The organism is Nocardia sp. FDAARGOS_372, from assembly GCF_002554515.1.
In the GTDB taxonomy this organism is placed as follows: Bacteria; Actinomycetota; Actinomycetes; order Mycobacteriales; family Mycobacteriaceae; genus Nocardia; species Nocardia farcinica.
Window position 1 is genome coordinate 1,235,677 of sequence record NZ_PDDW01000001.1, and the last position, 11,851, is coordinate 1,247,527.

Consider the following 11,851-nt stretch of genomic DNA (forward strand, 5'->3'; position numbering starts at 1 on the left):
GTCAGAACTTCAGCAGGTTGGCGTCGTCGACCGAGGTCGAGCGGCGGGCGCGGAAGATGGTCATGATGATGGCCAGCCCGACCACCACTTCGGCGGCGGCGACGACCATCGTGAAGAAGGCGAACACTTGCCCGTCGAGGTTCGCGTGCATCCTGGCGAAGGTGACGAACGCGAGGTTCACCGCGTTGAGCATCAGCTCGATGCACATGAACACCACGATGGCGTTGCGGCGCAACAGGACTCCGGCCGCGCCGATGGTGAACAACAGCGCGGACAGGAACAGGTAGTTCGCGGGATTCACCGCTGGCCTCCCTCGTCGGCGGATTCGGGACCGTCCTGGCCGCCCCTGGAGCCGACCGACAGCGCGGCCGCCTCGGTGAGGGCCCTGGTACGGCGGTGCCGCAGGATCGTGCTGACCGAGAGTTCCTCGAAGGAACCGTCGGGCAGCCGCGCCGGGACGTCGACGGCGTTGTGCCGGGCATAGACGCCCGGCGTCGGCAGCGGTGTCGCGCGGCTCGCGCCGTCGCGGAACCGGCGGCGGGACAGCTCGCGCTGGGTCGTCCTGGCGCCGAAGTGGTCGCGGTGGGCGAGCACCATCGCGCCGATGGTGGCCGTGATGAGCAGCGCGCCGGTGAGCTCGAACGCCCACACGTAGCGCAGGAAGATCAGTTCGGCCAGTTCGGCGATGACGTCGCGGCCCGGAAAACCGGTGGCCGGGAAGGTGACCCCCGACTCCCGGATGCCGATCCCGATTCCGGCCATCAGCAGCAGCCCGAACCCGATCCCGACGACCGTGGCGGCGATGCGCTGCCCGCGCAAGGTCTCGCGCAGTGATTCGGCCGAGTCGACGCCGACGAGCATCAGCACGAACAGGAACAGCATCATCACCGCGCCGGTGTAGACGACGATCTGCACGACACCGAGGAACAACGCGTCCTGGGCGATGTACATCACCGCCAGCGCGATCATGGTGGCGGCCAGGCAGATCGCCGAATGGACGGCCTTGGCGGCGAACACCATGCCGAGCGCGCCCAGCACCGCCAGCGGAGCCAGTATCCAGAACTGCACGGCCTCACCGGTGGAAGCTCGGGTCAGGGGCTCGGCGGCCAGTACCAGCGTCACCGCGCACCTCCTTTCGCACCCGCGGGCGCGGGTTGCTCGGCGGCGGGGGCGCCGCCGGTGACCGCGCCGAGGTAGTAGTCGGCCTCGGTGGTGCCCGGCGCCATCGCGTGCGGAGGAGCGACCATGCCGGGGGCGAGCGGGGCGAGCAACCGGTCCTTCTCGTAGATCAGGTCGGCGCGGTTGTCGTCGGTGAGCTCGTAGTCGTTGGTCATGGTCAGCGCGCGCGTCGGGCACGCCTCGATGCACAGGCCGCAGCCGATGCACCGCAGGTAGTTGATCTGGTAGACGCGGCCGTACCGCTCGCCGGGGGAGAAGCGTTCGTCTTCGGTGTTGTCGGCGCCCTCGACATAGATGGCGTCGGCCGGGCAGGCCCACGCGCACAGTTCGCAGCCGATGCACTTCTCCAGCCCGTCGGGGTGGCGGTTGAGCTGGTGCCTGCCGTGGTAGCGCGGCGCGGTCGGCACCTTCTGCTCGGGGTAGAACTCGGTGTTCGGCTTCTTGAACATGGTGGCCGCGGTGACCGCGAAACCCGCCAGCGGTTCGAGCAGGCCGCCCTTCGGGTTGTCGACGCGGTGGGCGTCGGCGGGCACCGGCGGGGTCGGGAAGCCGAGGAACACCGCCTCGCCGGACGGTTCGGGTTCCGGCTCCGGCGGCGCGGCCGGGCGGCGGCCCGCCCGCAGGAACAGCCCGATCATCGCCGCGGTGAGCGCGACTCCGACGACGACCTGGGCGCCGGTGGCCCACGCGTGGCCGTCGGCGCGCAGCAGCCGGGCGGTGGCGACCAGCATCACCCACAGCAGCGACACCGGGATGAGCAGCTGCCAGCCCAGCCGCATGAACTGGTCGTAACGCAAGCGGGGCAGGGTGCCGCGCAGCCAGACGAACACGAACATGAACGTCCACACCTTGGCGGTGAACCAGAGCAGCCCCCACCAGCCCGCGTCCGCGCCCGGGATGAGGTTGAACGGCCACGGCGCGCTCCAGCCGCCGAGGAACAACGTGGTCGCCAGCGCCGAGACGGTGCCCATGTTCACGTATTCGGCGAGCATGAACATCGCGAATTTCAGCGACGAGTACTCGGTGTGGAAGCCGCCGACGAGTTCGCCCTCGGCCTCGGGCAGGTCGAACGGCGCGCGGTTGGTCTCGCCGACCATCGACACGCAGTAGATGAGGAACGAGGGCAGCAGCAGGAAGACGAACCAGGTCGGATGCTGGGCGCCGACGATGCCGGAGGTGGCCATCGTGCCCGCGTGCAGGAACACCGCCGCGAAGCACAAGGCCATCGCGATCTCGTAGGAGATCACCTGTGCCGTCGAGCGCAGCCCGCCCAGCAGCGGGTAGGTCGAGCCGGACGCCCACCCGGCCAGCACGATGCCGTAGACGCCGATGGAGGTGATGGCGAGGATGTAGAGCACGCCGACCGGCATGTCGGTGAGCTGGAGTGCGGTGGTGTTGCCGGCCACCGACACCTCGCCACCGAGCGGGATCACCGCGAAGGCCATGAACGCGGGGATCACCGAGACGACCGGCGCCAGCAGGTAGATCGGTTTGTCGACGATGGCGGGGACGAGGTCTTCCTTGAACGCCATCTTCACGCCGTCGGCGATGGACTGCAGCGACCCGAACGGGCCGACCCGGTTCGGGCCGACCCGCATCTGCATGCGCGCCACGACCTTGCGTTCGGCGAGCACCGCGACCAGCGGGATCAGGATGATGTAGACGAACAGGAAGACCGATTTGGCGACGACCAGCCAGAACGGGTCGTGGCCGAACAGGGACAGGTCAGGCATGGTCGTCCTCCTGCTGGGTAGCGCCTTCGGCGGCGCCGGATGCCGCGACGACGGCGGCGACCGGCCCGGTCTGCGGCGCGGGACCGGCTCGCCGGATCCGCACCACCGCACCGGCCGGGGTGGCCAGCTGGGCGGGGACAGCGCAGCCGGGGGAGTTCAGCGGCACCCACACCACCCGGTCCGGCATCGGTGTGACCGCCAGCGGCAGGGTGAGCGCCCCGCGCTCGCTCGCCACCTCGACGAGGTCGCCGTCGGCGGCGCCGATCTCGGCCGCGGTCGCGGCGGACAGCCGCGCGACCGCCGGGCGGGCGATGCCCGCGAGGTTCGGTTCGCCGTCCTGCATGCGGCCGTTGTCGAGCAGCATCCGCCAGCCGGCCAGCAGTGCGGTGCCCGGCCCCGGCAGGGTGACCGGATGTGCGCGGTGCGCGGGCGGTGCCAGCCGCTGCCCGTCCCAGGCGCCCAGCGCGGTCAGCTCCGCCCTGGCCGCGTCCGCGTCGGGCAGGCCGAGCCGGACGCCGAGTTCGGCGGCGAGGGCGTGCAGCACCCGGTGGTCCGACAGCGGTGCCGCCTCACGGCGCACCGTCGAGGTGCCGAGCGCGGCCGCGAACGGGCGCGGCCTGCCCTCCCAGGTGCGGAAGGTGCCCGCCTTCTCCATCGCCGAGGCCACCGGGAAGACGACGTCGGCGCGTTCGGTCACGGCGCTGCGCCGCAGCTCGAGGCTCACCACGAACGGTGCGGCGTCGAGGGCGGCGAGCGCCGCGGCCGGGTCGGGCAGGTCGGCGGGATCGACGCCGCCGACCAGCAGGGCGCCGAGCCGGGGTGCCGCCTCGAGGATCGCGCCGGTGTCGCGGCCGGGTGTGACCGGCAGTTCGTCGGTCTGCCAGACCGCTCGGACCTGTTGGCGCGCGGCGGGATCGGTCACGGGACGGCCGCCGGGCAGCAGGCCGGGCAGCGCACCCGCCTCCACGGCGCCGCGCTCGCCGGCCCGGCGCGGCACCCAGGCCAGCGCCGCGCCGGTCTCCTCGGCCAGCCGGACCGCCGCCGAGAGCGCGCCCGGCACCGCCGCCATCCGCTCGCCGACCAGGATCACCGCCCCCGGCCGCCGCAGCAGCTCCGCCGCCCGGCGGACCGTGGCCCCGTCCACCCCCGCGACCACGGCGGCGGAGGCAGGTTCCGGGCTGCCCGTGCCGTGCGCCGCATCGGCCGATTCCGCGGACGCGGGACGGTCGTTCGGTTCCGGCAGCTGCCCGGTGCGCAACGCGTCGAGCAGGTGCGGTTCGGCGCCGGGAACGGTCGGGAGCAGCGCGCCGCCCATCCGTGCCAGCCCGCGCGAGGCGTACGGCGCCGCCGAGTACACCGCCAGCCCCCGCTTGCGGGCGGCCTTGCGCAGCCGCAGGTAGACGATCGGCGACTCCTCCTCGGGCTCGAACCCGGCCAGCAGCACCATCGGGGCCCGCTCCAGCGCGTCGTAGTCGACGACCACGCCCTGCCCGGCGACCCGCGCGGCGAGGAAGTCGGCCTCCTCCACCGAATGCGGACGCGCGCGGAAGTCGATGTCGTTGGTGCCCAACACGATCCGCGCGAACTTGGCGTAGGCGTAGGCGTCCTCCTCGGTGACCCGCCCGCCGACCAGCACGCCCGCGTCGCCGCGCGCGGCGGACAGACCCCGGGCCGCCGCGTCCAACGCCTCGGACCAGGACGCCGGGCGCAGCTCGCCGTCGGCGCCGCGCACCAGCGGGGTGGTGAGCCGGTCGGGCTCGCTCGCGTAGGTGAACGCCCACCGCCCCTTGTCGCAGTTCCATTCCTCGTTGACCGCGGGATCGTCGCCGGCCAGCCTGCGCAGCACCTTGCCGCGCCGGTGGTCGGTGCGCTGTGCGCAGCCCGACGCGCAGTGCTCGCACACGCTGGGCGAGGAGACCAGGTCGAACGGGCGGGCGCGGAACCGGTAACTGGTGCCGGTGAGCGCGCCGACCGGGCAGATCTGCACGGTGTTGCCGGAGAAGTAGGAGTCGAACGGCGCGGCCTGCGCGGTGCCCACCTGCTCGAGCGCGCCGCGGTCCATCAGCTCGATGAACGGGTCGCCTGCGACCTGCTGGGAGAAGCGAGTGCAGCGCGCGCACAGCACGCACCGTTCCCGGTCGAGCAGCACCGCGCTCGACAGCGGAATCGGTTTGGGATAGGTGCGTTTGACGCCGTCGAAGCGTGACTCCGGGCGGCCGGAGGACATCGCCTGGTTCTGCAACGGGCACTCCCCGCCCTTGTCGCAGACCGGGCAGTCCAACGGATGGTTGATGAGCAGCAGCTCCATCACGCCCTCCTGCGCGCGGCCGGCGACCGGCGAGGTGAGCTGGGTGCGCACGACCATGCCGTCGGCGACGGTCTGGGTACAGGAGGCGACCGGTTTGCGCTGGCCCTCCACCTCGACCAGGCACTGACGGCACGCGCCGACCGGGTCGAGCAGCGGATGGTCGCAGAAGCGCGGGATCTGGATGCCGATCAACTCGGCGGCGCGGATCACCAGCGTGCCCGCGGGCACGCTGACCTGCACGCCGTCGATGACGACGGTGACCAGGTCGGCGGGCACCACGCCGCTGGCGTTGCTGCTGACGGTGGCGGTCATCGAACCCCTTCTCCTGCCTCGGCCCACGCCGTCGACCGCGCCGGGTCGAACGGACAGCCGTCGCCGCGCATGTGCGCGAGGTACTCGTCGCGGAAGTACTTCACCGAGGACACGATCGGGCTCGCCGCGCCGTCGCCGAGCGCGCAGAACGATTTGCCGTTGATGCTGTCGGTGATGTCGAGCAGGGTGTCCAGATCGGCCTCGGTGCCCCCGCCGGTCTCGATCCGCCGCAGCAACTGCACCAGCCAGTAGGTGCCTTCGCGGCACGGTGTGCACTTACCGCACGACTCGTGGGCGTAGAACTCCGTCCAGCGCAGCACCGCCCGCACCACGCAGGTGGTCTCGTCGAAGATCTGCAGCGCCTTGGTGCCCAGCATCGAGCCCGCCGCGGCGACGCCCTCGTAGTCCAGCGGCACGTCCAGGTGCTCGTCGGTGAACAGCGGCGTGGACGAGCCGCCGGGTGTCCAGAACTTCAGCCGGTGTCCGGCGCGCACGCCGCCGGCGTAGTCGAGCAGCTCGCGCAGGGTGATGCCGAGCGGCGCCTCGTACTGGCCGGGCCGGGTGACGTGACCGGACAGCGAGTAGATCGTGAAGCCGGGCGACTTCTCGCTGCCCATCGACCGGAACCAGTCGGTGCCGTACCGCAGGATCGGGGGCACGCTGGCGATGGACTCCACGTTGTTGACCACGGTCGGGCAGGCGTACAGACCGGCGACGGCGGGGAACGGCGGGCGCAGCCGGGGCTGGCCGCGGCGGCCCTCCAGCGAATCCAGCAGCGCGGTCTCCTCGCCGCAGATGTAGGCGCCCGCGCCCGCGTGCACGATCAGCTCCAGATCGAAGCCGGAGCCGAGGATGTCGCGGCCGAGCAGACCCGCCGCGTAGGCCTGGTCGACCGCGGCGCGCAGCCGCCGCAGCACCGGTACCACCTCGCCGCGCAGGTAGATGAAGGCGGTGTTGGCGCGGATGGCGTAGGAGGCGATGATCGCGCCCTCCACCAGCGCGTGCGGGGTGGCCATCAGCAGCGGGATGTCCTTGCACGTGCCGGGTTCGGACTCGTCGGCGTTGACCACCAGGTAGTGCGGTTTCACGGTGCCGTCCGGGCCGGGGCCCTGCGGGATGAATCCCCACTTCATGCCGGTGGGGAAGCCGGCGCCGCCGCGGCCGCGCAGGCCCGCGTCCTTGACCGTCTGGATCACCTGGTCCGGCGCCATGCCCAGCGCGATCCGCAGGCCCTCGTAGCCGTCGTGGCTGCGGTAGGTGTCGAGGGTCCAGGACTGCGGGTCGTCCCAGTAGCGGGTGAGGACGGGCGCGAGGGCGGTCATCGCAGCTCTCCCGAATCTGGTTGCGGCGCGGTCATGTTCCGGTCGCGGGCGATCTCGAGCCCGGCCAGGGTGGCGTGCCCGGCCGCGCCGTCCAGCGCGCCGGGCCGCTCGTCGGGGAAGCCCGCGAGCAGGCGCGCGGTCTCGCGGAAGGTGCACATCGGAGCGCCGCGGCTGGGCCGCACCGGTTCCCCGGCACGCAACGCATCGACCAGGGCTCGCGCGGACTCGGGCGTCTGGTTGTCGAAGAACTCCCAGTTGACCATCACCACGGGCGCGAAATCGCAGGCGGCGTTGCATTCGATGTGCTCGACGGTGATCGCGCCGTCGGCGGTGGTTTCCCCGGCGGCGATGCCCAGGTGTTCGGTGAGGCTCGCCAGGATGGCGTCGCCGCCGAGGACCGCGCACAGCGTGTTCGTGCACACCCCGACGTGGTAGTCGCCGGTGGGGGTGCGGCGGAACATCGAGTAGAAGGTCGCCACGGCGGTCACCTCGGCGCCGGTGAGCCCGAGTTGTTCGGCGCAGAATTCGATGCCGGTGGCGGTGACGTAGCCGTCCTCGGACTGCACCAGGTGCAGCAGCGGCAACAGCGCCGAGCGCGGCTGCGGGTAGCGGCCGATGATCTCCTTGGCGTCGAGCGCGAGTCGTTCCCGCACCGAGGGCGGGTACGGCTCGGGCCGGGTGCTCAACTGCAACAGGATCGGGGCGTGCCCGTCGCCGGTCTGTCGGTCGCTCATCGGTCGACACCACCCATCACCGGGTCGATGCTCGCGACGGCGGCGATCACGTCGGCGACCATGCCGCCCTCGCACATCGCCGCCACCGCTTGCAGATTCGTGAACGAGGGATCGCGGTAGTGCACCCGGTACGGCCGGGTGCCGCCGTCGCTGACCATGTGCACCCCCAGCTCACCGCGCGGCGACTCCACCGCCACGTACACCTGGCCCGCCGGCACGCGGATGCCCTCGGTGACGAGCTTGAAGTGGTGGATCAGGCCCTCCATCGAGCTGCCCATGATGCGGCCGATGTGGGCGGGGGAGTTGCCCAGGCCGTCGGCGCCCAGTTTCAGGTCGGCGGGCCAGGCGAGTTTCTTGTCCTCGATCATGACCGGGCCGGGCCGCAGCCGGTCCAGGCACTGCTCGACGATCTTCAGCGACTCCTTCATCTCCTCGACCCGGATGAGGTAGCGGCCGTAGCAGTCGCAGCCGGTGGTGGTGGGCACGTCGAACTCGTAGGTCTCGTAGCCGCAGTAGGGCTGGGACTTGCGCAGGTCGTGCGGCAGGCCCGCGGACCGCAGCACCGGGCCGGTGATCCCCAGCGCCATGCAGCCGGTGAGATCGAGGTAGCCGATGTCCTGGGTGCGGGCCTTGAAGATCGGGTTCTGGGTGAGCAGATGTTCCATGTCGCGCAACCGCTTCGGCATGAGGTCGAGCAGCTCGCGGACCTTGGCGACACCGTCGTCGGGCAGGTCCTGGGCGAGCCCGCCCGGGCGGATGTAGGCGTGGTTCATCCGCAGGCCGGTGATGGTCTCGAAGACGTCGAGGATCAGTTCGCGTTCGCGGAAGCCGAACAGCATCGGGGTGAGCGCCCCGAGCTCCATGCCGCCGGTGGCCAGGCACACCAGGTGCGAGGAGATGCGGTTGAGTTCCATCAGCAGCACCCGGACGATGCTGGCCCGCTCGGGAATCTGTTCGGTGATCCCCAGCAGCCGCTCCACGCCCAGGCAGTAGGCGGTCTCGTTGTAGAACGGTGACAGGTAGTCCATCCGGGTCACGAAGGTGACGCCCTGCATCCAGGTGCGGTATTCGAGGTTCTTCTCGATGCCGGTGTGCAGGTAGCCGATGCCGCAGCGGGCTTCGACGACGGTCTCGCCCTCGATCTCGAGGATCAGCCGCAGCACGCCGTGGGTGGACGGATGCTGCGGGCCCATGTTCACGACGATGCGCTCTTCGCGTGCGCCGCCGAGGGTTTCGGTGACCGTGTCCCAGTCCTGGCCGGAGACGGTGACCACGGTGTCGCCGGTGGTGTCCGGCTGCTCGGGGTGTGCCGGCTCGGGGGCGCGGTGGCGGCCCGGCCGGGTCTCGGTGTCCTTCACTAGCTGTACGCCCTCCGCTCGTCGGGCGGCGGGATGCGCGCGCCCTTGTACTCGACCGGGATCCCGCCCAGCGGGTAGTCCTTGCGCTGCGGGTGACCGCGCCAGTCGTCCGGCATGGTGATGCGGGTCAGCGACGGATGACCGTCGAAGAGGATCCCGAAGAAGTCGTAGGTCTCGCGTTCGTGCCAGTCGGTGGTCGGATAGACCTCGAACAGCGACGGGATGTGCGGGTCGGCGTCGGGGGCGCAGGTCTCCACGCGCAGGAGGCGGTTGTGGGTGATCGAGCGCAGCGGGTAGACCGCGTGCAGTTCGCGGCCCGCGTCGTCGGGGTAGTGCACGCCGTTCACGCCCAGGCACAGTTCGAATCGCAGGGCGGGGTCGTCCCGGAGCAGGCGCGCCACGGTCACCAGGTGCTCGCGGCGCACGTGCAGGGTGAGTTCGCCGCGGAAGACCACGATCTTCTCCAGCGCCGACCCGAAGGGGGTGCCGCTGTTCTCCAGCGCGGTGCGCAGCCGGTCGACGACCTCGTCGAACCAGCCGCCGTAGGGCGGCGCGGTGCCGCCGGGCAGGGTGACCGGGCGGATCAGGCGACCGTAGCCGGAGGTGTCGCCGGTGCCGCGGATGCCGAACATGCCGTGCCGCACGCCGATCACCTCGGCGGCCGGTTCGGTGTCCGGCGGGGTGCCTTCGGGGCCCGCGGTGGCGGCGGCGTCGGGCTCGGGCGGGTGCAGATCGCCGCCGCGGGGCGTGTCCGGGCTCATCGCAGCAGGCCCTCCATCCGGATGGTGGGGGTCGCGGCGAGGGCGGCCTGCTCGGCGGCGCGCACCGCCTCCTGCCGGTTCACGCCCAGCGGGGTGTGCTGGATCTTGTCGTGCAGTGCCAGGATCGCGTTGAGCAGCATCTCCGGGCGGGGCGGGCAGCCGGGCAGGTAGATGTCGACCGGCACCACGTGGTCGACCCCCTGGACCACCGCGTAGTTGTTGAACATCCCGCCCGAGGACGCGCACACCCCCATGGCCAGCACCCATTTCGGCTCGGCCATCTGGTCGTAGACCTGCCGCAGCACCGGCGCCATCTTCTGACTGACCCGGCCGGCGACGATCATCAGATCGGCCTGCCGGGGCGAGGCGCGGAAGGCCTCCATACCGAAGCGCGCGATGTCGAAACGGCCTGCGCCGGTGGCCATCATCTCGATGGCGCAGCAGGCCAGGCCGAAGGTCGCGGGCCACACCGAGCCCTTGCGTAGATATCCGGCGAAACTCTCCACCGTGCTCAGCAGGAACCCGCTGGGCAATTTTTCCTCGAGACCCATATCCGACTGACTCTCACTTCCACTGTGCGGGCGTGACTCCGGCGGTGATCAGTCCCAGCTGAGCCCGCCGCGCCGCCATTCGTAGGCGTAGGCGATCGAGACGTTGACGATGAACAGCGCCATCGCGACGAGACCGAACAGCCCGAGTGCGTCGAAATGCACGGCCCACGGGTAGAGGAACACGATCTCGATGTCGAAGATGATGAACAGCATCGCCGTGAGGTAGTACTTCACCGGAAAGCGTTGCCCGGTGGCATTTCCCGGCCCACCGGCGACCGCGTGCGGTGTCGGCTCGATGCCGCATTCGTAGGCTTCCAGCTTCGCCCGGTTGTAGCGCTTGGGGCCGACCAGGGCCGAGAGCACGATGGAGAACACGGCGAAGGCGCCGGCCAGCGCGCCGAGCACGAGGGTGGGCGTTTCCAGGTTCACGAGCGCTTCCCCTCCTTGCGAGCCAAGGCTCCTCGACGGCCGGTGGGCAGCTTCGAGACGGCGCGCGGGCAGCGGCGATTGTCACGGGGCTGTCATTCCGCTACCCGCATCCGTGTGAGCTACGGCACAGCCTACAACCGCCGCACGTGCGTGAGCGGCCTTTGCGGGGTCCGGTTTGATCGAATTCGCGACTGCGATTCATGACCGAAACGGGGGTAATCGGGCAGGTGCGCGCACCGGCTCGGGTCGCGGTCGGAGCGCGGGAGGGCCGGCCACGGCGGTGGCCGGTCATGTGCGATGGATATGAATCAGGCCGCGGAGCGATCGCGGAGCAGCTCGACCACCGACTCGGTCAGCCGCAGCGGATCGATCGGGTGCGGGACCGCGGCCTCGGCGCGCGACCACTTCGCCAGCCAGGCGTCGTCCGGGCGGCCGGTGAGCACGAGCACCGGCGGGCACTGCGCGAGTTCGTCCTTGAGTTGCTTGGCGATGCCGAGACCGCCGGCGGGAGTGGCCTCGCCGTCGAGGATGGCCAGGTCGATGCCGCCCGCGTCCATCCGCTCGATCACCATCGGTGCCGTCGCGACCTCGAGGTAGTCGAACTCCGGCAGGTCCGGGTGCGGGCGCGGGCCAAGGGCGAGCACGACCTGGCGCCGGGTATCGGCGTCGTTGCTGTAGACCAGGACCCGCAGTGCGGTGGAACGCATCTCGTCGGCCACGATCGCATCGTACGTCCGTCCCCGCGGCGGGCGGGCGAAGTTCGGCCGGATCAGATCAGCCCGCGTCGCCGCGGCTCTCGCGCGCCCGGCGTTCCCGCTCCTGCCGTTCCTCCTCCTGCCGTCGGGCTTCGCGGCGCTGCTGTTCGGCGCGTTCGCGCAGCCCGCGGAGGAACGCCTCGTCGTCCTCGGGGTTCTGCGCCACCGCGCGGCCGGGACGGTCGTACTCGGCGTAGCGGGTGGTCGAGCGCGGCGCCCCCTCGTGCAGGGGGCGGCCCGCGAACAGCCACAGCAGCGCACCGATGGTCGGCACCAGCAGTACCACCAGCAGCCAGCCCATCTTGGGCAGGTGGCGGATGCCGGCCTCGGGACAGGTCACGATGTCGACCAGGCAGTAGACCCACAGCGCGAGCGTGAGGAAGCCGAACACGGCGTAGGGCACGGACAT

At 71.2% G+C, this 11,851-nt stretch carries 12 protein-coding genes; all 12 read right to left on the bottom strand.

The window, feature by feature from the left end; genetic code table 11:
* Window position 1: 1 nt before the first annotated feature.
* The 12 genes from nuoK to CRM89_RS06305 all read right to left on the bottom strand — a co-directional run bounded on the left by nuoK (window position 2) and on the right by CRM89_RS06305 (window position 11,845).
* A complete protein-coding gene (gene nuoK, locus CRM89_RS06250) occupies window positions 2-301 on the bottom strand; it encodes an NADH-quinone oxidoreductase subunit NuoK (protein WP_011209190.1) in 300 nt (99 codons plus the stop codon).
* Complete coding sequence (locus CRM89_RS06255; RefSeq protein ID WP_098083463.1) at window positions 298-1,122, bottom strand: NADH-quinone oxidoreductase subunit J; 825 nt, start codon at window positions 1,120-1,122, stop codon at window positions 298-300. Before CRM89_RS06255 ends, nuoK begins: the two co-directional genes overlap by 4 nt.
* On the bottom strand, window positions 1,119-2,912 hold the full coding sequence (nuoH, locus tag CRM89_RS06260) for an NADH-quinone oxidoreductase subunit NuoH (RefSeq protein WP_060591410.1): 1,794 nt from the start codon (window positions 2,910-2,912) through the stop codon (window positions 1,119-1,121). Before nuoH ends, CRM89_RS06255 begins: the two co-directional genes overlap by 4 nt.
* Window positions 2,905-5,532 carry an NADH-quinone oxidoreductase subunit G gene (locus CRM89_RS06265; RefSeq protein ID WP_098083464.1) on the bottom strand — a complete coding sequence of 876 codons (2,628 nt, stop codon included), beginning with the start codon at window positions 5,530-5,532 and terminating at the stop codon, window positions 2,905-2,907. Before CRM89_RS06265 ends, nuoH begins: the two co-directional genes overlap by 8 nt.
* Complete coding sequence (gene nuoF / locus CRM89_RS06270) at window positions 5,529-6,854, bottom strand: NADH-quinone oxidoreductase subunit NuoF (RefSeq protein WP_098083465.1); 1,326 nt, start codon at window positions 6,852-6,854, stop codon at window positions 5,529-5,531. The genes CRM89_RS06265 and nuoF overlap by 4 nt, the downstream gene beginning before the upstream one ends.
* A complete protein-coding gene (gene nuoE, locus CRM89_RS06275) occupies window positions 6,851-7,588 on the bottom strand; it encodes an NADH-quinone oxidoreductase subunit NuoE (protein ID WP_098083466.1) in 738 nt (245 codons plus the stop codon). The genes nuoF and nuoE overlap by 4 nt, the downstream gene beginning before the upstream one ends.
* A complete protein-coding gene (locus tag CRM89_RS06280; RefSeq protein ID WP_041560970.1) occupies window positions 7,585-8,862 on the bottom strand; it encodes an NADH-quinone oxidoreductase subunit D in 1,278 nt (425 codons plus the stop codon). Before CRM89_RS06280 ends, nuoE begins: the two co-directional genes overlap by 4 nt.
* 83 nt (window positions 8,863-8,945) lie before the next feature.
* Window positions 8,946-9,707 carry an NADH-quinone oxidoreductase subunit C gene (locus tag CRM89_RS06285; protein WP_098083467.1) on the bottom strand — a complete coding sequence of 254 codons (762 nt, stop codon included), beginning with the start codon at window positions 9,705-9,707 and terminating at the stop codon, window positions 8,946-8,948.
* Window positions 9,704-10,258 carry an NADH-quinone oxidoreductase subunit B family protein gene (locus CRM89_RS06290; protein WP_011209198.1) on the bottom strand — a complete coding sequence of 185 codons (555 nt, stop codon included), beginning with the start codon at window positions 10,256-10,258 and terminating at the stop codon, window positions 9,704-9,706. The genes CRM89_RS06285 and CRM89_RS06290 overlap by 4 nt, the downstream gene beginning before the upstream one ends.
* A 48-nt stretch (window positions 10,259-10,306) precedes the next feature.
* The gene (locus CRM89_RS06295) at window positions 10,307-10,687 is read right to left on the bottom strand and encodes an NADH-quinone oxidoreductase subunit A (RefSeq protein WP_011209199.1); all 381 of its coding nucleotides are present in this window, start codon (window positions 10,685-10,687) and stop codon (window positions 10,307-10,309) included.
* Window positions 10,688-10,995: 308 nt separating this feature from the next.
* Entirely contained in the window at window positions 10,996-11,394 is a 399-nt protein-coding gene (locus tag CRM89_RS06300; RefSeq protein WP_086842191.1) for a response regulator transcription factor, read from the bottom strand.
* Window positions 11,395-11,461: 67 nt separating this feature from the next.
* On the bottom strand, window positions 11,462-11,845 hold the full coding sequence (locus tag CRM89_RS06305; protein WP_041560973.1) for a PLD nuclease N-terminal domain-containing protein: 384 nt from the start codon (window positions 11,843-11,845) through the stop codon (window positions 11,462-11,464).
* Window positions 11,846-11,851 lie beyond the last annotated feature (6 nt).